Raw genomic sequence first — 21,307 nt, forward strand, 5'->3', positions numbered from 1 at the left:
GGTTATGTGCCCGGGGGCATCCTGCTGTGGGGCCCGCCCGGCACCGGAAAGACCCTGATGGCCGAGGCGGTCGCCGGCGAGACAGGGCATCCGTACGTCTTCGTGGACCCGGGCGCGTTCATCCAGATGTTCATGGGCATCGGCGTACTGAAGGTGAAGTCGCTGTTCCGCAAGCTGCGCAAGCTGGCCCTGCGGTACGGCGGCGTCATCGTCTTCTTCGACGAGGCCGACTCCCTTGGCCGACGAGGCTCTCTCGCGCAGGTGGGGCCGGGAGGGCGCCCGGTCGGCGCCGCCCCTGCCGCGTTCCGCGCCGGAGGCTGCCACGGCATGTCCTACCTTTCTGCGGACACCCGCTGGCAGCTGGCCCGGGACGCGCTCGTTCCAGAGGAACCACCTGGGCGTGACCGCTTCTTCATGGGCGGCGGGATGAACGGCTCCAGTGGCGACCCCGGAACGCTCCAGGCCCTGCTGACCGAGCTGTCGGGGCTGAAGAAGCCGCGCGGCATGCTCAACCGCTACGGCCGCAGGCTCCTCGGCATGAAGCCCAAGCCTCCGCCCAAGTACCGGATCCTGGTCATGATGGCCACCAACATGCCGGAGGCGCTGGACGAGGCGCTGCTGCGGCCGGGCCGCATCGACCGCATCTACAAGGTCGGCTACCCGTCCAAGGCGGGCCGGGTCCGCACGTACGAGGGCTACTTCTCCAAGGTGCGCCACGACCTGTCCCGCGAGGAGATCGACAAGCTCGCCACCATCACCCCGTACGCGACCGGCGCGACGATCAAGGACCTGGTGAACGAGGCGCTCATCACCGCGATCCGTTCCGGCCGCGAGGTGATCACCTGGGCGGACGTGATGAAGGCCAAGCAGCTGAAGAGCCTCGGGCCGCCCGAGGGCGTGGAGTACCACGACCGCGAGCGGCACGCCACGGCCGTCCACGAGGCCTGCCACGCGGTCGTCGCCATCCGGGCCCGCCGCCACCTGGAGATCGACATCGCGACGATCGAGAAGGGCGCGGAGTACCTGGGGATGGTCGCCAGCATCCCGGTCGAGGACCAGTTCACCCAGTGGCGCAGCGAGTACCAGTCCGACATCCTCGTGTCGCTCGCCTCGCTGGCCGGGGAACGGATGTTCTTCGGCGGCGACAGCTCGTCGGGCGTCTCGGGAGACCTGGAGTCGGCGACGCGGGTGGCCTCCCTGATGGAGGGCTACTGGGGCATGGGCTCCACGATCTCCTCCCACGCCGTGTCCAACCAGCTCGGCGTCGGCACGCCGGGCGGCGGCGGCAAGGGCGCCAAGGAGGCCGAGAAGGAGATGCGCAAGCAGCTCGCCGACCGCATCGAGGACCAGCTCGGCGCGCTGCTGAAGCGGGTCGAACGGATGCTGGAGGAGGAATGGGCCGCCGTGCTGGCCGTCGCGCACGCGCTGGAGACCCACAAGACGCTGCAGGGCGAGGACGTGCTGGCGGTCATCGACGGCCGCGAGGGCCCGCTGGTGGACGGCCGGATCTACGCCGACCCCGAGTTCCGGCGGGAGCTGGAGTCCTACCACCAGGCGGCGCTGGCCGCGCACAGCGGCCGCTCGTCGATCCAGCTCAGCCTGCCCGCGATCCCCGAACCGCCGGAGATCCCCGAGCCGCCGGAACGGGAGAGCGCCCGCACCTCATCCTGAGACCCGCACCCCGTCCTGAGACCGGGTCTCAGCCCCCCTGAAACAGAGCCTCAGGCGGGCGGATCACCCGGCGGGGACGGTGAACTCGATCTCGGTGCCCTCGCCGGGCGCCGAGACGATCGAGACGGTGCCGCCAAGGTCGCGGATGCGGCCCTGGATCGACTGCGCGACGCCGAGGCGGCCGTCGGAGGCGGCCTCGGCGAGGCGGCCGGGCTCCATGCCTGGCCCGTCGTCGCGGACGCTGACCGTCACCTCGTCGGGGCCCGGTCCGTCCTCCAGCAGGACCCACGCCTTGGCGCCGGGTCCGCAGTGCCGCCGGACGTTGTCGAGCGCCGCCCCGACCACCGCGTCGATCTCGTGCGCGGTGTGCTCGGGCAGCAGCACGGGCGTGGCGGGCGTCGACACGGTCACGGCCGCCGCCGAACGGGCCGTGAGCAGCGGGACCAGGTCCGTTCCTGCCCGCTGCCCGGCGGCGGAACGGGCGCCCGGCGTGGCGAGCGCCGGCCGGGCCGTACGGCTCCCAGAGCTGATCAACGACCGCAGGGCCGCCTCCTGCTCTCCCGCCAGCCTGCCGAGCTCGGCCGCCTCGCCGCCCATCTCGTTCCCGCGCCGCTGCACCATCGCCAGGACCTGGAGCACCGAGTCGTGGATGCCGCGGGCCAGCCGGTCGCGTTCGCGCGTGGAGGCCTCGATCTCGACCGCACGCGCCAGCCGAGCCTCGGAATCCAGGGCGAGCTTGACGACGTGCCCGACGACCAGCCCGGTCATGAACAGCAGCACGATCCCGTTGAGCGTGCTGGGCGTCAGGTGGTCGGCCGTCCCGGCGACCACATGGACCATGATCCCCACGACGCCGAGGATCAGCGCGGCGGTCACGCCGAGACGCTTGGCGCCGACCACCGCCCAGGCCAGCACGGCCGCCGCCACCCAGGAGACCGGGATCGTCGGCCTGCCGTTGATCAGGTTCCGCTCGGTCTCGACGTAGGAGGTGGACAGCAGGCAGGCCGCCGCGACCGCGAGGTCGGCGGTCAGCAGTGGCCACTTCCGGCGCTGCGGCGCGCGGTAGGCGAACGTCGCGTACAGCGTCCAGGCCGTCATGACGCCGAGCACGGCCCAGCCGGCCCACGGGTGGGCGTAGCCGCGGAAGTTCTTGATGATCATGACCGCGGCGTAGAGCAGCGCGATCGCGCGATAGACCGAGACCGCCCGCCAGAGCGCGACCTCCAACCCCATCGGCGGTGTCAGTCCTCGTCGTCGTCGGACGGCGGGCGCGGCTCCTTGCCGGCGAGCTCGGCCTTGACGTCGGCGGCGTACCGGTCGACGTACTCCTGGCCGGACAGCTCGCGGATCGCCTGCATGATCTCGTCGGTGATCTTGCGGAGCACCTCGCGGTCGTCCTCGGAGCCGTAGTAGCGCGAGAAGTCCAGCGGCTCACCGAACCGCACGCCCGGGCGGATCCCCAGCTTGGGGAGCGGCTTGCCGGGCGGCATCAGCTCGAACGTGTTGATCATCGCCATCGGGATGACCGGGACCCGGGACTTCAGCGCCAGCCGCGCCACGCCGGTCTTGCCCCGGTAGAGGCGGTTGTCGGGGGCGCGGGTGCCCTCGGGGTAGATGCCGAGCAGCTTGCCCTCGTTCAGGATCCGCAGGCCCGTCTGCAGCGCGGCCTCGGCGGCGCTGCCGCCGGTGCGGTCGACCGGGACCACGCCCACGCCGGTGAAGAAGCCCTTGCTGATCAAGCCCTTGATGCCCTTGCCGGTGAAGTACTCGCCCTTGCCGATGAAGAAGATCGGCCGCATCAGCGGGAGCGGCCCGAAGAAGTGGTCGGCGAACGACAGGTGATTGCTCACCAGGAGCGCCGGCCCCCGCTTCGGGACGTTCTTCATGCCCCGGTTCTGCGGCCGCCACCCGAGATACATGATGGGCGAGAGAGTGATCCTGAGAAGGATCCAGAACCAGAGCATGCCGACACCTTTCTCCGACCGCGTGTGCATGCGGCGCGCAAGTCTTCTTCCCCGGAAACCGGGGATGATGGCACATCTTCCCATCTCGGACGCCCGCTGCCCACACCGCGCGGCCCCTGCTCCGTCACAGCTCCGCCGCGGTGCCCGGCGCCCCCGGCGCGCTCATCGGTGCCGTACACCCCGAGATGACCGTAGGCTCTCCGGAGAGAATCGCAATCGAGTGCGCTCGAGGGGCTTGTCCCCGCCGTCGCAGCGAATACCGTGGGACACACGTTTCGGGGTGTCCCGGGGTCGTCGCCGCGTACCGTGGGAGACGCCAGCCCGGGCACAAGTCACAGGGGGGAGCGGAGGCCGCCATGCGGGTGCAGCCGGTCACGCTGGAGTCGCCGAAGGAGCCGGCCCCGTGAATCGCCGTGGCAACGGACTGTCAGCGGACACCTACGCACCGCTGGTCGACCTGGCCCCGCATCTGGCGGACGCCATGCTGACGGCGCTGCGCGAGGCGGGGGTGGCGGCCTATGCCGCGCCGCCGGTCGACCCTGCCGACCTGGCCGGGCTCGCGGGTCTCGCCGACCTGGCGGGCGAGGCCGAACGGGCCGCCGACGACGCCCTCGACCGCCTGTACGTCGACGTCGACATGAAGCCGACCGCCGAGACCATCCTGCAGGTCCAGCTGACCCGCCTGCGCGACCCCGAGGGCGCCGCCGACGGCGGCCTGGAGGGGCTCGAAGGCCTGGAGGGGCTGGAGGGCCTGGCCGACCTGGAGCGCCTCGACGGCCTGGACGCCCTCGACTCGGCGCCCGCCGACCGCCCGGCCGACGACTCGCGCGGCGACGACCTGCGCAAGGACGACCCGCTCGGCGACGAGGACACCCTGGACCCCGCCAAGGACGAGCCGTCGGCGACCGGCAAGGGCGGCGCGCCCGCCGGCACCGCCGAACGCGACGAGGACGCCATCTGGGCCGAGATCGTCGCCGGCTTCGACGCCAGCCCCGAGGAGGGCGAGCGCGTCCCCTGGCCCGACCAGGAGAACATCCGGGAAGAAGAGGAAGAGGAGCCGGACGAGGGCGACGACCGCACCGGCCGCCTCCCCCGCGCCCGCGTGATCAAGCCGGTCGACGAGGAAGAGGAGTCCGACTTCCCCGAGACCGACGACGACGGCCACTACGTACCGCCGCATCCCCCGCCGCTGCCCGCCGCCGACCCGCTCACCAAGGGCGCCTGGATCGCCCTCGTCGGCGGCCCGGTCTATCTGCTCGCCACGGTGGTCCTCGGCTGGGACGTGCCCGGCTGGGCCGCCTTCCTGGCGGTCGCCGCCTTCATCGGCGGCTTCGTCACCCTCGTCCTCCGCATGGGCGACGACCCCCGCGACGGCGACGACGGAGCGGTCGTCTGAACACGCCGATCTTGCTCTGAGCGCCCTCCCAGGCACCGAAGAGGGGCGCTGAGAGCAAGATCGGCGTTTTTGGTGGGGCTAGGGCAGGCGGATCTCGGCCAGGACGGGGCGGTGGTCGGTCGCCAGGGGGTAGTCGGCGACCTCTACGCCCTCGACCGGGACGCCGCAGCCGATGATCTCGATCTCACGGTCGGCGAACACGCCGTCGATGCGGCGCTGCGGGTCGGCCGCCGAGAAGGTCAGCGGCTCCCCCGCCGGCGCGACGGCGTGCGCGTCCTGGAATCCGGTCTGGAGCATCTCCCAGCAGTCGCCGCCCGGCTCCTCGTTGATGTCCCCGGTCAGCACGACCGGCGCCTCGAAGCGGTGCCGGGCCCGGTTGAGGCGGGCGATCAGCTCGGCGGTGTGCGCGCGGCGCGGCTCGTCCTTCAGGTCCAGGTGGGTGCTGGCCGCGATCATCCGGGCCGTACGGCCTGACTCGGTGACCTCCAGCGCCGCGATGGCCAGGGCCCGGCGGTGCAGCTCCGGGACCCTGGTCAGCAGGTGGAACTCCCTGCCGACGCGGCGCATGCGCGGGCCGGTCATGACGGCCAGCCCGCAGGCACGCCTCCCCGCCGCGACCTTCAGGCCGCAGGCGCGGGCCAGTTGCCACCGCTGCCAGCGCCACCACATGAAGCGGGGCACTTCCTGGAAGCAGACCACATCCGGCTTCAGGGCCCGTACGACCCGCGCCACGGCCACCGGGTCGTCCCGCAACGACCGGATGTTGTAGCTGAGCACCCGCACCGTCGGCATGCCGTCCACCCCCTTGCCCCTACTCTCCCCGGCCTGAGCCAATCAGGCGCCGGGATAGGGCAAAGGCTCAGATACGGGCCAGGTCCGCCGCGCCGACGACGCCGGCGTTCGAGCCCAGCTCGGCGATCCTGATGTCGGCCTGCGGACGGTGACCGCGACCGGTCAGGGCCTCGGCGAACGCGGTGCGGACCGGGTCGAGCAGCAGGTCGCCCGCGTCCGACAGGCCGCCGCCGATAATGAACGCGCCGGGGTCCAGGATCGCGGCCATGTCGGCCAGGCCCTGGCCGGTCCACTGGGCGATCGTGCGGAAGCACTCCAGCGCCGCGGAGTCGCCCTCGCGGGCGGCCTGGGTGACCTCGGGGCCGCTGATGCCCTCCGGCGAGCCGTCGCCGAGCTCCAGCAGCCGTCCCGCCAGCGCCGGGGACACCCGGGCCAGGTCGCGGGCCTCGTGCACCAGGGCGTTCCCGCTGGCGTACTGCTCCCAGCAGCCGCGGTTGCCGCAGCCGCAGCGGCGGCCGTCGGGGACCACGCGGTAGTGGCCCGCCTCGGCGCCGATGCCGAACCGGCCCCGGTAGAGCTCGCCGTTGATGATGATCCCGCAGCCGATGCCGGTGCCGAGCGCGATGAGCACGATGAAGTCCTCGCCGCGGCCCGCGCCGAACCGCGCCTCGCCCCAGGCCGTGGCGTTGGCGTCGTTCTCCACCACCACGGGCAGGCCGACCTGCTCCTCGACCTTCTGCTTGATCGGCTCGTCCCGCCAGGCCAGGTTGGGCGCGAACAGCACGGTCGAACGGGTCTCGTCGACGAACCCGGCGCTGCCGAGCCCGACCGCCTTCACGTCCTCGAACTTGCCCTTCAGCAGGTTGACGACCTCCGCGATGACCTCGGCGGTCTCCTTGGGGTTGGTGGAGGGCGTCGGCCGCCGCACCTGCTCCAGGATCTCGCCCCGGTCGTCGACGACCCCCGCTGCGACCTTCGTACCGCCCACATCAACGCCGATGGTCAGGGCCATGTACGCTTCCTCCTCCTCGCGCGCCCCTGCGGAGCCCGTCGTGCAACTACCCGATGTCGATGGGATCGTCCCCGACGGCGTCCGCCCAGACCGACGATCCGGACCGCCGGGCCCCGGGAGACCCTACGGCCTCTTCGGACCGTTCCGAATCGCGCGCCGCGGCCTCTTCGGAGCCCGCGGTTCGCGACCTGGGCCGCTCGGGTTCCGGCCGGGGACCGCGGGTGCGGGTGCGATCGTAGGCCGAGACCACGTCCAGCGCAGCCGCGAAGAGCGACTGGCCGGCCTGCGTGACGTGCGTCCTGACGTCCGGTCCCGACTCGCGCGCGAGCGCGATGGCCCGGCAGATCGGGCAGTTGCGGCACTCGGGTGCGCCGGTCGCGATGTGCGGGTCCTCGGCCGTGGCCCGGCTCCACACGTCGTCGTCCCTGCCGCCCGAGCCCCGCTCACCGCCGCGTTCGCCGCCGCTGCCGCCGCGTTCGCCGCCGCCACCGGATTCACCGCCGGTGCCGCCGAACGCGCCGAGAGCGCCTTCACCGACCTCGCCGATCTTGCGCCGGAGCGCGTCGAACAGCTTGACCGCCTCGTCGAGGACGTCGCCTGGTTGCTCGTTCATGAGAACACTTTTCCATCTGTCGTCGGCGAGAAACCGTACCGTCCCTGCCCTGGTACCGAACGTATTGATCAGCTCTCGACGTGTCGCTTCAGGCCCTTCAGGGCCGAGTCGATGATGCGCTTCTCCGCCTTGCGCTTCACCATGCCGATCATGGGGACGCGGACGTCCACCGCCAGCTCGTAGGTGACCTCGGTGCCGCCGCCGGCCTCGGCCAGGGTGTAGGAGCCGTGCAGCCCGGTCACCACGTTGCCCTTGTCCACGAGCGTCCAGGTGACCGACTCGTCGCCCTGCCACTCGTAGGCGAGCCCGACCGTGTCGCTGAACGGCCCGCCGTCGAACGTCAGCCGGGCGCGCAGCGGCCGGCCGTCCTCGCCGGTCTCCTCCACGGTGAACTCGCGGATCCCGCTCGCCCAGCTCGGATACGCCTCGAGATCGGCGATCACCGCCATGATCTCGGGCCGCTCGGCCTTGATCGAGGTGGAAGAGCTCGTACGGTCCGCCATCGCTTTGGCTTCCTTCCCTGGTGCGCGTGCGCCCGCGACCGGGCCCGGATTGTGTCCCTGGAAGTATCTTTCACACCGAGAGCGCGAAGGGCACCCCGCTGGCACGGAAATGCCCCACGTTCACGCATTCGGTGCGGCCGATCCTGATGCGGCGCGCGAGTGGCTGGTGCACGTGGCCGAAGAGCGCGTACTTCGGCTGTGTGTCCCTGATGGCCTGCAGGATCGCCTCGCTCCCCCGCTCGAACCGGCGCGCCACGGTGTCGTACAGCAGTTCGGGGACCGCCGGCGGGATGTGCGTGCACAGCACGTCGACCTCCCCCACCGCGGCCACCTTCGCGGCGTAGGTCTCGTCGTCCAGCTCGTACGGGGTGCGGTACTCGGTGCGCAGGCCGCCACCGACGAAGCCGAACCGCAGCCCGCCCAGCTCCACGACCTCGCCGTCCAGGACGTGGTGCCCCTCCCGCAGGTGCTCCGACCACATCCGGGGAATGTCCACGTTGCCGTACGTCAGGTAGGCGGGCGTGGGCATCGCCGCGAACAGCTCCTCGTACTGGCGCTGAACGGCCCGCTCGATGTGCGGCCAGGCGTCGCCGTCCAGGGACTCCCACATCGTCCTGGAGAAGTCCCGCGCCTCGTCGAAGCGCTTCTGCGTCCGCAGGGCGATGAAGCGGTCGGCGTTCTCCTGGCCGAACAGGTCGGCGAAGATGCCCTGACCGTGGTCGGAGTAGTCGATGAACAGGATGAGGTCGCCCAGGCAGATGAGCGCGTCCGCCCCGTCTGACGCCGCCTTGAGCGCCTCGGCGCGGCCGTGGACGTCGCTCACCACATGGATCCGCATGATCTGACTCTAATGCGACATCCGGCGTAAGACGCTGGGGCCGTCCTGGGAAGCGGGTCGGGTCAGCGGTCGTCGGCGGCGGCGGAGACCAGGGAGCGCCACTCGCGGACGAGGGCGGCGTCGACCGCGGCGTCCCAGGCGCCGTCCTGGCGTACGGCCGTGCCGACGTGGAAGGCGCCGACACCGGCCGCGGCGAGCAGGGCGACGTGCTTGCGCCGCAGGCCGCCGCCCGCCATGATCATCTTGGCCGAGGCCGGTCCCTCGGCGGCGCGGCGGACCAGGACGTCCACGCCCGCGTCCACCCCGCGGGCCGAGCCCGCCGTGAGGACGGTGTCGATGCCGCCGCCCAGGTCGCGTACGGCGGGCCACGCGGGAACGGCGTCCACGGCGTGGTCCAGGGCGCGGTGGAAGGTCCACGGCAGCGGGGCCACGACGGCGGCCAGCTTGCTGGTGGCGCCCACGTCGATGTGGCCGAACGAGTCCAGGAAGCCCAGCACGAAGCCGTCGGCCCCGGCCTGCTTGAGGTTCTCGGCGGCGACCCGGAGCCGGTCCAGCTCCGGCGCGGTCGTGCGGAAACCGGCGTTGGCCCGCAGCATCACCCGCATCGGCAGGGAAGTGACCTCCCTCAGGCGGGCGACCACGTCGGGGTCGGGCGTGAGCCCGTCGGCCGCCATGTCCGCGACGACCTCGAGCCGGTCCGCGCCGCCCTCTTCCGCCGCGATGGCGTCCGCCGGGTCCAGTGCGATCACCTCGAGCAGCGACATGGCCGATCCCCCGAATCACATCAGTGGAACTCCGCGTTCCTCCTGGTCAAGGGTAGGCGACCCGCGCCACCCTGGCAGGAGGCGGCGAGAGGCTTTGCCCTGCCGTTAACCGGACCCTGTCTCAGGGCCCCTGTCAACCGGGAACATCGGACCACATCGGGCTGAACGTCCGCTTTCCTACCGGTGGGTATTCTTAGGTTTCGGGAAAGGATGTACCGTCTACCCCGCAGTTTTCCGTGCTCAACCAAGGAGTGGCCGTGCGCGAGCTCAGCGTCCCCGCCATGGTGGAGGTGCCCGACTCCACCAATCTGACCGACGCGCCATTCGACCGTGCTACCGACAAGCCCGGCCAGATCGTTCTCCGCCGCAAGATCGGAGACGCCTGGCGCGCCGTGACCGCGGGCGAGTTCGCCGCCGAGATCACCGAGGTGGCCAAGGGCCTGATCGCCTCCGGGATCGAGCCGGGCGACCGCGTCGCCCTGATGGCCAAGACCCGCTACGAATGGACCGTTCTCGACTACGCGATCTGGACCGCCGGCGCCGTGGCCGTCCCGATCTACGAGACCTCCTCGGCCGAGCAGGTCGAGTGGATCATCAGCGACTCGGGCACCAAGGCCGTGTTCGCAGAGACCGACAAGCACCACGCGGAGATCGCCGAGGTCCGGGACAGGCTCCCGGACCTTCTGCACGTCTGGGGCATCGAGGGCGATCTCGACGCCCTGATCGCCCAGGGCAAGGACGTCAGCGACGACCTCGTCCAGGAGCGCCGCCGCAGCGCGGGCTCGGCCGACCTGGCCACCCTCGTCTACACCTCGGGCACCACCGGGCGCCCGAAGGGCTGTGAGCTGACCCACGGCAACTTCGTGCTGACCGCGCGGAACGCCATCCAGGGCGCGATCGCCGAGGTCGCGGTGGACGGCAGCTCCACGCTGCTGTTCCTGCCGCTGGCGCACGTGTTCGCCCGGCTGATCGAGGTCGCCTGCATCGAGGGCGGCATCGTGCTCGGCCACAGCGACATCGCCAACCTGCTGCCCGACCTCGCCTCGTTCCAGCCGACGTTCCTGCTGGCCGTGCCGCGGGTCTTCGAGAAGGTCTACAACGGCGCCGAGCAGAAGGCGGCCGCCGACGGCAAGGGCAAGATCTTCGCCGCGGCCGCCGACACCGCCATCGCCTACAGCCGCGCGCTGCAGGACGGCGGCCCGGGGCTGGGCCTCAAGGTCAAGCACAAGGTCTTCGACGTGCTGGTGTACGGGAAGCTGCGCGCGGCGGTCGGCGGCAAGGTGCAGTACGCCGTGTCCGGCGGCGCCGCGCTCGGCGAACGGCTCGGGCACTTCTTCCGCGGCGTCGGCATCACGATCCTGGAGGGCTACGGCCTGACCGAGACGACCGCCCCGGCGACCGTCAACCGGCCCACCCAGATCAAGATCGGCACGGTCGGCCGCCCGATCCCGGGCGTCACCGTGAAGATCGCCGAGGACGGCGAGGTCCTGATCCAGGGCGTCAACATCCTCACCGGCTACTGGAACAACGAGACCGCCTCCAAGGAGGCCCTCGCCGACGGCTGGTTCCACACCGGCGACATCGGCGCGCTGGACGACGACGGCTACCTCAAGATCACCGGCCGCAAGAAGGAGATCCTGGTCACCGCGGCGGGCAAGAACGTGGCGCCCGCACCCCTGGAGGACCGGCTTCGCGCCAACCCGCTGATCAGCCAGTGCCTGGTGGTCGGCGACGGCCGCAAGTTCATCAGCGCGCTGATCACCCTGGACGAGGAGGCCCTCGGCCCCTGGAAGGCCCAGCACGGCAAGCCCGAGAGCATGACCGTGGAGGAACTCCGCGTCGACCCCGACGTCATCGCCGAGATCGACGGCGCGGTGGCCGAGGCCAACAAGTCGGTCTCGCACGCCGAGGCCATCAAGAAGTACGAGATCCTCGGCGTCGACTTCACCGAGGAGGCCGGCCACATGACCCCGAGCCTCAAGGTGAAGCGGAACGTCGTGATCAAGGACTTCGCCCGCGAGATCGAGGACCTCTACACGTCCTGACCGTCTCGTTCAGCCGCTGAGGGCGGCGATGGCGTCCTTGATGGGCGTCTCGCCGCCGATCAGTTCCAGGGTCCTGCGGTCGACGGCCGGCGTGTCCAGCAGCGCGAGGATCACGCTCGCCACGTCGTCACGGGTCACCGCGCCGCGGCCCACCGAGGGCTCGGCGAGCGTGACCAGGCCCGTGCCCGGGTCGTTGGTGAGCGCGCCGGGCCGCAGGACCAGCCAGTCCAGGTCGCGGGCGCGCAGGTCGTCCTCGGCCTCGGTCTTGGCCTTGATGTAGGCGGCCCAGACGTCGTCGGTGCCGGGCCTCGGCGGCTCGCCCGCGCCCATCGACGAGACCTGCACGAAACGCCGTACGCCCGCCTGCTCCGCCGCGTCCGCCAGCAGCACCGAGGCCGCACGGTCGACGGTGTCCTTGCGCGCCGCGCCGCTGCCCGGCCCCGCCCCGGCGGCGAACACCACGGCGTCCGCGCCGGTCAGCTGGTCGGCGAGCTCGTCCGGCTTGGCCGTCTCCAGGTCCAGGACCACCGGACCCGCGCCCGCCGCCCGCACGTCGTCCGCGTGGGCGGGGTTGCGGATCAGGCTGAGCGCCGTGTCCCCCCGCGCGGCCAGCAGCCGGGCCAGCCGCAGCGCGATCTGTCCGTGCCCTCCCGCGATCACTACGTTCATGGTCTCGATCCTACGGACCCGGTGACGCGGGATGCGGCGTGCCACCCGTTCCCGGGGGTGGCGGGACGGGCGACACGCCGCGAGTCCGGTCGAAGGGAGCCGTCAGCAGCGGCGGCCGGAGTTGATGCAGCCGGCGGCCTTCTGCATGAGCCGGTCCGGCATCACGTTCTCGAAGTCGGCGTGGTCGGTCACCGGTGCGTGCCCCTGCTCGGGGAAGGTGTCGACCGCGAACGCGAGCGCCCGGTTCGGCAGGTTGTAGGTCAGCGTCATCTGCAGCTTCGGCACGGCCTTCGTGCCCTGCGGGCAGTTGCCCGCCTGGTCGGGGAAGACCACGTGCGTGCGGTGGTTGGCGCTGTCGGTGTTCTGCCCGTCCCAGCAGCTCGGGAACTCAAGGACGCGGGTCACCTGGCTGCGGCCCGGGCAGAGCGGGTACTTGTCGGTCAGCACGCGGTTGGTGAACCCGGTGCACGTCCACTGGGCGTGCGCGTTGGCCGGACCGTTCGTGGCCGACTTGGCGTCGCCGGTGATGACCCGCATGAACTGCGGCATCGGCGTGACCTTGCTCCGCGCGTTGCCGAGGAAGGCCATGGTCGCGGACGTGGGCGTGGCCACCTGGCCGACGTTGCCGTCGGCGGTGCTCTGCTGCGCCTGGTCGGAGTCGTCCTGCTGCGCCCGGACGCGCATGACCGGCCAGAAGTAGGCCGACTTGTCGCCCTGCGCGCACGTGGTGCCCGCGGCGGCGAGGCTCTGGTCGGTCGAGAACCCGTCGGTGGTCAGGTTGCCGACGTAGTCGTGGATGTGGTGCGCGCCGTTGGAGACGCCGGGAGCCACGATGAAGTTGTCGGGGTTGTGGTGCCCGTTCTGGTTGCGGCCGCAGCGCGAGGTGAACGTGCCGCGCGAGCCGTTGCGGCTCTGCTGGGCGCGCTGCTTGGCCGGCGCCTGGCGGATGTCGACGAAGTCCTCGCGGTTCGGGCCCTGCTTCACCACGTTCTGGTTCTGCTGGTTGTTGTTCTGACCCTGGTTGTTGTTCTGGCCGTTGTTCTGCTGGTCGCCGCCGTTCTGCCCGTTCGGGTCGTTGGGGTCGGCGGTGGCCTGGTCGCCGCCGTTGTTCTGGTCCCCGCCGTTCTGGTTGCTGGGATCGTTCGGGTCGGCGGTCGCCTGGTCGCCGCCGCCGTTGTTCTGGCCGCCGGTGGCGTTCGGGTCGGGGGTGGCCGTGCCGTTGTCCCCGCCGTTCTGGCCGCCGTTGTTCTGGCCGCCGTTGGGGTCGTTCGGGTCGCCCATGCCGGGCATCCCGCCCATGTCCCCGCCGTTGCCTCCTGGGGGAGGATCGGTCGGTTCCGACGAGGCCGCTTGGCTGAAGCGATCGGCGGCCATGGCGCCGGCCGGCACCTCGGTCGCCGCGGCGACGAGCATCAGAGCCGGGATGAGGACTGCGTAGCCCTTCTTCTTCATTCTTGGTTCCTCCTCAGGAAAGGGCCGAGTCGGTGACGAGACCCGTGCTCTCCAGCAGAGTCATGTGAGTGTTGACGAATCTCAGCGCGCGTTCGGCGAACGCCCGGATCAGGGAGTTCTGGCTCGACGCCCGCACCTGCGCGATGACGCTGAAGACCTTTCCGTGCGCCGCCCGTAGCCGGAGCACGAACGTCTTGTCATAGTCCGCGCCGATCTTGTTCGACATCTCGGCCAGCCAGGTCTTCTGCTGAACGCTCGGCTGGTTCGGCAGGATCACGTTGAGCTTGGCCGCCGTCGCGCGGGTGTCCGCGTCCAGCTGCATGTGCTGCTCCATGATCGTGTCTCCGACCTCCTTGACCCTGGGGCTCGCCGCGCGCTGCTGGGCCTGCTGGCCCGCGGGCATCTCCCACAGACCTGCCTGCCTGACCTTCACCAGCAGGACGCGGTCGGTGTAGGAGAGCGGTCCCCAGCGGGTCTGCACCACGCCGCCCTGCGGGTCGCCGTCGGCGGGCGCGGCCGGACGGCCGAGCACGACGACGATCGCCGCGATGAGCGCGGCCGCCGCGGCGAGCAACAGGAGGACCCGCCCTCGCCCCATCCGGCGCACCATCGCGATGTTCGGCATGCCGTAGGAGTTCTTCACGATGTCATTCCTCCTTTCCGCGATCGACCTGACCCTGGTCTGTGGGAAATACGCACCTCATGCGCCACTGGTTCATCGTTGTTCACCTGATCGAGACATTTTCTTCGACCTTTTGGGAGCTGTTTTCAGGCATGCGAAAAAGGGCGAGGCGCTCACTTCACGGAAGGGATGAACCCGAATTCAGGAGCGTCTTGCCGGGGCCTCCGTCATGCCGTTGGTGACACGCAGGGCCAGTGCGGGGCACATCGCCACCGCGCGCTGGACGTCACGTTCCATCCAGGCGGGAATGTCGGTGCCGAGCACCACGGGAAAGCCGTAACGGTCGAGCTGGATCAGTTCCGGAACGAGATAGGCGCAGAGCCCGTGCCCGTCGCACCGGCTCCAGTCGATCGCGACCCGTCCCTCCGAACCGGTCGGCACGGGCAGCGGCAGCACCCCGAACACCGGCAGGCCGCACGAGCCGCCGTACCGGTGCATCTCGATGTCGGCCTCGAAGGCGTCCACGGCCGACAGCACGAACCTGGCGGTCCCGTCGGGATGCGAGCACGCGCCGCGTCCCCGCCCGATCCCGGCGGCGCGCCGCACGTCGTCGACGAAGCCCGAACCGTCGTTCAGCGCGTTCAGCGTGCGCACCACATCGGGCAGGCCGAGCCGGCACGGGCCGCACTGCCCCGACGACTGCGCGGCGAGGTAGGAGGCTATGCGGGTGACCTCGCCGAGCGGGCAGGTGCCCTGCGTCAGCGGCAGGATGATCCCCGCGCCGACCGTGCCGCCCACCTGCCGCATGCCCGAACGCGACAGTGTGGCCAGCGACGCCTTCTGGGGGTCCAGCCACATGCCGTGGTAGCCGCCGACGAGCACGCCCTGGCCGGGCGGCACGTCGCAGTGGTCGAGGACCTCCTGCAGCGGGGTGCCGTAGGGCGCCTCGACGACCTGCGTCCCGCCGATCGTCAGCAGCGTCGTGCCGGGCTCCTCCTCGGTGCCCGCCGACGCGTACAGGTCGGCGCCGAGCGAGGTCAGCACGGCCAGCTGGGCGAACGTCTCGGTGTTGGACAGCAGCGTCGGGAAGCCGTCGACGCCCGAGTCCGACGCCCGGACCTTCACGCCGGGCGGGATCGGGTTCTCGCCGTTGATCGCGCGGATCACCGCGCCGCTCTCGCCGGAGATGAAGCGCTCGGTGAGCCGGACGACCCGCGCGGGCATCCGCCGCTCGGAGATCGCCGCACGCACCGAACGCGCCGCCTCGTCGTCCTCGACCGCCACGATGATCCGCTGCGTGCCGAGCGCGGTGGCCGCGATCGCGGCGCCGTCCAGCACCAGGTGCGGGGCCCTGTTCAGCAGGACCTTGTCCTTGGCGCTGCCCGGTTCGCCCTCGGCGCCGTTCACGACCACCACGGCGTCCTCGGACGAGCGCCGCCGGCCCTCCTTCTCGCCCGGCAGCAGCACCGCCTCCTCGCTGGAGGGGTAATCGATCTGCGCGGCGACGGCCATGAGCTTGCGCGCGAAAGGGAAGCCGGCGCCGCCCCTGCCCCGCATGTCGACCTGCTCGGCCATCTTGACCAGGTCGTCCAGCACGGGCGTGAAGAGCTTGCCGTGCACCGCCAGGTGCCGCTCGAGGTCGAGCCGTTCGAACCGGTCGAAGCCCAGCGTGAGCCGCGGCCCGCCGATGTTGCTGACGGCGATCGGGGAGGTCATCGCATCACCTCGCTGTCGGCGGCGCGCTCCTCGGCCGCCCGGCGCGCGTCGCCGGCCTGGCGCCGCTCGCGCAGGGGCCGCGCGTTCCCGATCGCGTCGCCGGCCCGCCGCATGTCGCGCGGCTTGACCACGACGATCATCCGGGTCACCAGCGCGAGCGCGACGAATCCGCCGCACATCACGTAGCTGAGCGTCACCCAGGGCGCGGCCGGCCGCCCGGCGGTCAGCCCGTGCGCGATCGCGATCGGCCACGACAGGTAGGCCAGCGCGTGCATCGACCGCCACACCCAGGGCCGCCCGGCGAACGCGAACCGCGCCCGCATCAGCCCGGTGATCACGATCACGATCATGAGGTCCAGCGCCACCGCGCCGAGCCCGACCGGCGTGGTCGAGGGCACCACGATCTGCGCCGGGGCGGCCAGCCCGCCGAGCACCTTCACCAGGAAGTGCGCGATCAGGAAGGTCACCGACAGCAGCGACGCCGCGCGATGCACCCCCTGCGCGAACACCCGGTGCCGGATCCCCAGGATCAGCCGTTCGGTCGCCAGCAGCCCGCTGACGACGGCGGCGGTCATCGCGAGCAGCGTGAACACGCCCACGTAGAAGGACAGGAAGTACTGCACGCCGTCGGCGATCGCCGCGCCCTGCGGGGTCGCCGCCCCGACCAGGACCAGCAGCGCGCCGAGCAGCACGACGCGCAGCATCCACGTCTGCCGGGCGGAATCGTCAGTTTTCACCTGGCTTCTTCCCCTTCTGGTTCGGGTCGGCCGGCGCGCTCGGCTCGACCGGCGCCTCGGCCGACGGAACCGGCCCGAGGTTGGCGAGCACTCCCCCGGCGAGCACCTGCAGCGGTCCCCGCTCGGCGAATCCGAGCAGCGGGTTCGCCCGCTCACGGAACGTCCAGCCGCCGATCTCCACCCCGTCCAGCGGCATGTCCTCGGCTCCCCTCCGGAGCCCGAACTGCACCTCGGGACGCGGCGACGGCGCACCGCCGCACACCCGCGCGTCCCCGATGAGGCCCAGCTGATCTCCCCTCTGCACGACGCTCCCGTCACGGATCTGCGTCACCGCGCGCATCCGGTAGTAGGTGCTCGCGAGCCCGCTGGAGTGCACGACCATCACCACCCCGCCGTCCCCGCAGAAGTGGTAGAGCCGTCCGGCTCCGGCGGACAGGACCTTGCCGTCCCCGCCCCAGAACGTGAGCGTCCCGAGCGGCCTCCCGCCGCCCTGGGCGGTCCCCATCGACCACGTGCCCCCAACCTGCCAAGGCAGCATCAAGCCATCACCGACCCGACTCCCGTTCGTCACCGCGCTCGCCTGGTCGGCGGTCATCGCGCTGTGCCTGGTCAGCACGCGCGCCTCGTTCGCCGACATCAACGCCGCGGGCATCTGTGAAAGCAATCCCGTGTAAGAACCGGTCCCCGACAACGCCGGGGCCCACTTGCCCTGTGACCAGCGCGCCGCGAAGAACGACACGCGCGGCATGGCGTCCCCGACCGCGGGCAGGGCCGCCGTGCCGAACGCCCAGGTCTTGTCCTGGCTGAGCCGGTCGACGTTCACGACCGCCTGGCCCTGCGTCAGCTCCCGTACGTTCGCGGTGAGGGTCTGCACGTTCGGCGCCGCCACCGGAGGCTGAGGCTTGGACGGCGTGGCCGGGGAACGCTGCGGCTGCGTCTGGTCGGGCAGCTTGGTCTGCGTGCCCGACGGCTGGTCGAGCGGCCGCTCCGACCTGGCCGGTCCGGAGGCCCCGATCGGCCCGCCCTCGATCACCGTCCGTTCCACCACGGCCAGCAGCGCCAGCCCGGTGAGGATCGAGAACACCACGGCCCCGGCGCTCATGCGGTCGGCGCTCCCTGCCAACCGCCGCGTCCTCGGCACGCGCGCCCCGGCTCCGGGCCGCGCGGTCCGCCCGTTCCCCATCCGGCCCGGGCCACGCCGGGGCGCCGCCTTGGGAGGCAGCGCCTCCTCGCGCGACAGCACCGCGGTCCGGTCCCGGCGCGGCTCGTCGGCTCCGTTGCGCGCCCCGACCACTCCCGCCGAACGAGCCGCCCGCGGCTGCGCCTGCGGCTTTGGCTGCGCTTGCGGCTTTGGCTGCGCTTGCGGATGCGGTTGGGGCTGCGGTCGCGGGCGTGCCTGCGGCTGAGATTGCGCCTGCGGCCGTGTTTGCGGCTGCGGGCGTGCCTGCGGTTCCGGCCGCGGTTGCGGCTGCGGTCGTGGCGGCGCCTGCGGTTGTACGTTCTCGACCACCGGGTCGTCATAGACCAGGTCCGCGACGTCGTAGGACAGGCCTTCGGTGGCAGGGGACCTGCGAGGCTCGGCCGTCGTCTCGGTGGCCAGCCCCGCATCCGCGGCGACGTCGCCATAGGCGAGACGGGCCAGATCGCCCGCTTCACCAGGCACGTAACGCGGCTGCTCCGCCGTGTCCGCCTCGGCGTCATCGAACTTCAGGCCTGCGGCCTCGTACGCCTGCCGGGCCCGGTCGATCGCCACCTCGACGGGGTCGACCGGTGGGGTCGCGCTCAGCTCTTCAAGAGCCGCCGCCAATCCCGCCACGTCGACTCGTCCCGGCTGCTGCTCGACCCCGCCTGACTGGATCTCGGCCACACGCGCCAAGGCCTCGGTGCCGGAGGCCGGAGGCTGCGTAGCCGGGGCAGGGGCAGGGGCAGGGGTAGGGGCCGGAGCAGGGGGCTCAGGCACACGGGCCGGAGTCCCCTCGTCGATGTCCAGGGGCTTGGGCGCGTGGCCCGATGCCCCTCGTACGCGAGTGGGCATCCCGGCCACGTGCGCCGGGCGTTCAGGCGCGGTGGCCTGGCGTTCACTCGTATGTGCTGCCCCGGGCGCCTGAACGGGCGTCCTGGGGGCTGGGGCCTCGGGTATCGGTGCCGAGGGTCGGGGCACGGTGGCCTGTGGCCTGGTCGCGGTGAGCCTGATTTCAGGCTCGCCAGTGCCCGTGGGGGCGTTGCGCGCCGAGCCCGCGGCGGTGACACCGCGGCCCGGAGTGCGGCCGGCCGGCTTGCGCGGCTGGCTGGACCTGCGTGGCTCACGCTTGTGCTTGCGCGTGCTCCACTCCAGGTCGGACCGCTCCCAGGGCAGGGGACGGTCCCATGGGTCGGGCTGAGGCGCCCCGTTGGCCGGGGGCGTGGGCCCGCTGTCGCGTCGCGCCATTCCCTCTCCTGTGGAGGAGACGGAGAGCGCAGTGAACGCCGTGCTTCCTGTGCCGAACGCAGTGCTTCCTGTGCCGCATTAATGGGAACCCGCTCCGCTCCCTGCGGCTCATCGGGAGCATACGCCCCAGGAGCCACTCTGTTGCGAAATGGAGATGAAAATTCCATCCGCACATCAGGCCACCGGGGTGCTGCCCTCCAGAGCTGTACGTGCGAAAGCCATGATGTGTTCACGCATCGCGGCAATTGTTTCGGGGCTGTCGAGTTCGGCGCCGAGAAGCCCGGCCAGCTGGGGCATGACCATGGGCATCATGGCCAGGCCTTTCAGGGTCAGGAGCGTACGGCCGACCTCGGGTGAGGCGTCCTGGCCCAGGCGGTCGGCCAGGGACCCCAGGGAGGCTCCGCAGCGTTCGATGCGCCACTGCTGTTCGGGCAGGGCGCGGGAACGGTGGTTGAGCCCCTCCCAGGTGAGCAGGCGCAGCAGGTCGGGGTGCTCCTGGTAGTAGTCGAACAGGTGCCCGACGTACTCGACCGGGTCGTCGCCGGGGCTCGGGGTGAGCTCGGCGAACTCGTCCAGCGCCTGCTGGATGACCGCGTCGAAGAGCTTCTCCTTGTTGCCGAAGTAGCCGTAGATCCGTTCCTTGTTGACCCCGGCCAGCTGGGCGATGCGGTCCACGCGGGCCCCGGCGATGCCGTGCTCGGCGAACTCCTCGCGGGCGGCTGCGAGCAGGGCTTCCTTGGTGGACATGTCCTTCTTCGGCATGCCCGAAAGGGTAGCACCCAACTAGTTGGTTGACATCCAACTAGTTGGTTGGCTACGTTTCCCGGCATGACGACAGCCGTTATGTCCCCCCACGTCCAGCCCGGCCGGCAGGACACCACCACCCAGGGCACCACCGCCCAGGGCACCACCGCCTACGCACCGTTCGGGCGTACGGTCACCGCCCTCGCCGCGACCGCCCTCCTGGCCACCGCCCAGCTGTACGGGCTGATCCCGATGATGAGCGACATCGCGGCCGACTGGCATGCCAAGCCGGCGCAGCTGACCTGGCTCATCAGCGTCTTCGGGTTCGGGTACGCGGCGGGCTTCCTGCTGTTCGGCCCGCTGTCGGACCGCCTCGGACGCCGGCGCGTGATGGTCGCGGGGGTCGCCGCGACGGCGGTGACGACCGCGCTGGTCGCGGCGGCGCCGGGCACCGGGATCGGCCTGGTCCTGCGCGTGCTCCAGGGTTTGACGATCGGCGCGTTCCCGCCGGTGGCGATGGCGTACGTGGGTGAACGCATCGCGCCGCAGCGGCGGCTCGTGACGATGACCGCGATGACCACCGGTTTCCTGTCGGCGGCGGTCCTCGGCCAGCTGGCAGCGCAGGGACTGGCGGCGGCGTTCGGCTGGCGGTCGTTCTTCGTGGCGGGCGCGTTCGCCTTCGCGGGCGCCGCGGTGCTGCTGCGCTGGGCACTGCTGCCCGACGAGGCGCCCAAGGGCGGATCACCGCTGGACGCCTACCGCGCGATGCTGCCGCTGCTGCGCAGCCGTGAGCTCCGCCTGCTGTTCCTCGCGGTGCCGACCGTGCTGGGCTCGTTCGTCGCGATCTACACCGGGCTGCAGCTCACCGGCACGACCGGGCTGCTCGGCCTGCGGGCCAGCGCGCTGCCGGTGATCCTGGCGATCCCGTTCCTCACCCCGCACCTGTCGCGGGTGCCCGGACCCGTCCGGGTCGCGATCGCGCTCGGTGTCGCGGCGGCGGGCGTCGGTCTCACCGGCCTGCTGGCCCCGGGGACCTTCGTTCTCGCCCTGCTGCTCATGGCGGTCACCGCGGGCACGGCGATCGCCGCGCCCGGCCTGATCTCCACGATCGGATCCCGTGCGGGCGAGGCGCGGGGCCCGGCGGTCTCGCTGTTCTGCGCGCTGCTGTTCGCCGGGGCGAGCCTCGGCCCGCAGCTGGCCGGCGCCCTGACCGGCGGCGGGCTGGCCCCGCTCGCCTACGTCCTGTCCGCGCTCCTGGCGGTCGGCGCGCTCCTGGCCCTCGCCTCCCGCCGCTGACCTTGGGGTTTCTGTACGACCTGACCGGTGGCGGCGACCCGCCAC

At 71.6% G+C, this 21,307-nt stretch carries 19 protein-coding genes; 4 read left to right on the plus strand and 15 right to left on the minus strand.

What is annotated here, in order from left to right:
• Positions 1 to 6: 6 nt before the first annotated feature.
• Positions 7 to 1,671, plus strand: coding sequence for an AAA family ATPase (locus J4573_RS35940; protein ID WP_307797165.1), 1,665 nt, complete (start codon positions 7 to 9; stop codon positions 1,669 to 1,671).
• Positions 1,672 to 1,734: 63 nt separating this feature from the next.
• Here J4573_RS35940 and macS read toward each other — a convergent pair whose 3' ends face one another.
• Together macS and J4573_RS35950 are read right to left on the minus strand one after the other, a co-directional pair.
• Positions 1,735 to 2,904: a MacS family sensor histidine kinase gene (gene macS, locus J4573_RS35945; RefSeq protein WP_208260541.1), complete on the minus strand. Its 1,170-nt coding sequence runs from the start codon at positions 2,902 to 2,904 to the stop codon at positions 1,735 to 1,737.
• An 8-nt stretch (positions 2,905 to 2,912) separates the two neighbouring features.
• Positions 2,913 to 3,635 (minus strand): lysophospholipid acyltransferase family protein, encoded by a 723-nt coding sequence (locus J4573_RS35950; protein WP_208260542.1) that lies wholly within the window; start codon positions 3,633 to 3,635, stop codon positions 2,913 to 2,915.
• A 403-nt stretch (positions 3,636 to 4,038) separates the two neighbouring features.
• Between J4573_RS35950 and J4573_RS35955 the strand changes: the two genes are divergently transcribed.
• Entirely contained in the window at positions 4,039 to 5,031 is a 993-nt protein-coding gene (locus J4573_RS35955) for a hypothetical protein (RefSeq protein ID WP_208260543.1), read from the plus strand.
• 78 nt (positions 5,032 to 5,109) lie between these two features.
• On the opposite strand, the gene J4573_RS35960 is transcribed toward J4573_RS35955, so the two are convergent.
• The 6 genes from J4573_RS35960 to J4573_RS35985 form a co-directional block, all read right to left on the minus strand.
• Positions 5,110 to 5,823 (minus strand): endonuclease/exonuclease/phosphatase family protein, encoded by a 714-nt coding sequence (locus J4573_RS35960; protein WP_208260544.1) that lies wholly within the window; start codon positions 5,821 to 5,823, stop codon positions 5,110 to 5,112.
• 67 nt (positions 5,824 to 5,890) lie between these two features.
• On the minus strand, positions 5,891 to 6,835 hold the full coding sequence (locus tag J4573_RS35965; RefSeq protein WP_208260545.1) for an ROK family glucokinase: 945 nt from the start codon (positions 6,833 to 6,835) through the stop codon (positions 5,891 to 5,893).
• Positions 6,836 to 6,881: 46 nt separating this feature from the next.
• Positions 6,882 to 7,448, minus strand: a complete 567-nt coding sequence (locus tag J4573_RS35970; protein ID WP_208260546.1) for a hypothetical protein — start codon at positions 7,446 to 7,448, stop codon at positions 6,882 to 6,884.
• A 68-nt stretch (positions 7,449 to 7,516) separates the two neighbouring features.
• Positions 7,517 to 7,951: an SRPBCC family protein gene (locus tag J4573_RS35975; RefSeq protein ID WP_208260547.1), complete on the minus strand. Its 435-nt coding sequence runs from the start codon at positions 7,949 to 7,951 to the stop codon at positions 7,517 to 7,519.
• Between the two features lie 70 nt (positions 7,952 to 8,021).
• Complete coding sequence (locus tag J4573_RS35980; protein ID WP_208260548.1) at positions 8,022 to 8,789, minus strand: metallophosphoesterase family protein; 768 nt, start codon at positions 8,787 to 8,789, stop codon at positions 8,022 to 8,024.
• A 62-nt stretch (positions 8,790 to 8,851) separates the two neighbouring features.
• Positions 8,852 to 9,553 (minus strand): copper homeostasis protein CutC, encoded by a 702-nt coding sequence (locus J4573_RS35985; protein ID WP_208260549.1) that lies wholly within the window; start codon positions 9,551 to 9,553, stop codon positions 8,852 to 8,854.
• 257 nt (positions 9,554 to 9,810) lie between these two features.
• Between J4573_RS35985 and J4573_RS35990 the strand changes: the two genes are divergently transcribed.
• Entirely contained in the window at positions 9,811 to 11,598 is a 1,788-nt protein-coding gene (locus J4573_RS35990) for an AMP-dependent synthetase/ligase (RefSeq protein WP_208260550.1), read from the plus strand.
• A gap of 9 nt (positions 11,599 to 11,607) precedes the next feature.
• Here J4573_RS35990 and J4573_RS35995 read toward each other — a convergent pair whose 3' ends face one another.
• The 7 genes from J4573_RS35995 to J4573_RS36025 form a co-directional block, all read right to left on the minus strand.
• Positions 11,608 to 12,267 (minus strand): NAD(P)H-binding protein, encoded by a 660-nt coding sequence (locus J4573_RS35995; protein WP_208260551.1) that lies wholly within the window; start codon positions 12,265 to 12,267, stop codon positions 11,608 to 11,610.
• A 102-nt stretch (positions 12,268 to 12,369) separates the two neighbouring features.
• Positions 12,370 to 13,719, minus strand: coding sequence for a DUF1996 domain-containing protein (locus tag J4573_RS36000; protein ID WP_208260552.1), 1,350 nt, complete (start codon positions 13,717 to 13,719; stop codon positions 12,370 to 12,372).
• Positions 13,720 to 13,732: 13 nt separating this feature from the next.
• On the minus strand, positions 13,733 to 14,362 hold the full coding sequence (locus J4573_RS36005) for a DUF4142 domain-containing protein (RefSeq protein ID WP_307797166.1): 630 nt from the start codon (positions 14,360 to 14,362) through the stop codon (positions 13,733 to 13,735).
• Between the two features lie 180 nt (positions 14,363 to 14,542).
• A complete protein-coding gene (locus J4573_RS36010) occupies positions 14,543 to 16,057 on the minus strand; it encodes an NADH-quinone oxidoreductase subunit NuoF family protein (RefSeq protein WP_208260553.1) in 1,515 nt (504 codons plus the stop codon).
• Complete coding sequence (locus J4573_RS36015; RefSeq protein WP_208260554.1) at positions 16,054 to 16,794, minus strand: ferric reductase-like transmembrane domain-containing protein; 741 nt, start codon at positions 16,792 to 16,794, stop codon at positions 16,054 to 16,056. Before J4573_RS36015 ends, J4573_RS36010 begins: the two co-directional genes overlap by 4 nt.
• On the minus strand, positions 16,784 to 18,661 hold the full coding sequence (locus J4573_RS36020; RefSeq protein WP_208260555.1) for a M23 family metallopeptidase: 1,878 nt from the start codon (positions 18,659 to 18,661) through the stop codon (positions 16,784 to 16,786). The genes J4573_RS36015 and J4573_RS36020 overlap by 11 nt, the downstream gene beginning before the upstream one ends.
• A gap of 735 nt (positions 18,662 to 19,396) precedes the next feature.
• Positions 19,397 to 19,984, minus strand: coding sequence for a TetR/AcrR family transcriptional regulator (locus J4573_RS36025; protein WP_208260556.1), 588 nt, complete (start codon positions 19,982 to 19,984; stop codon positions 19,397 to 19,399).
• A gap of 66 nt (positions 19,985 to 20,050) precedes the next feature.
• Between J4573_RS36025 and J4573_RS36030 the strand changes: the two genes are divergently transcribed.
• A complete protein-coding gene (locus tag J4573_RS36030) occupies positions 20,051 to 21,262 on the plus strand; it encodes an MFS transporter (RefSeq protein WP_208260557.1) in 1,212 nt (403 codons plus the stop codon).
• Positions 21,263 to 21,307 lie beyond the last annotated feature (45 nt).

It is taken from the genome of Actinomadura barringtoniae, assembly GCF_017573505.1.
GTDB lineage: Bacteria > Actinomycetota > Actinomycetes > Streptosporangiales > Streptosporangiaceae > Spirillospora > Spirillospora barringtoniae.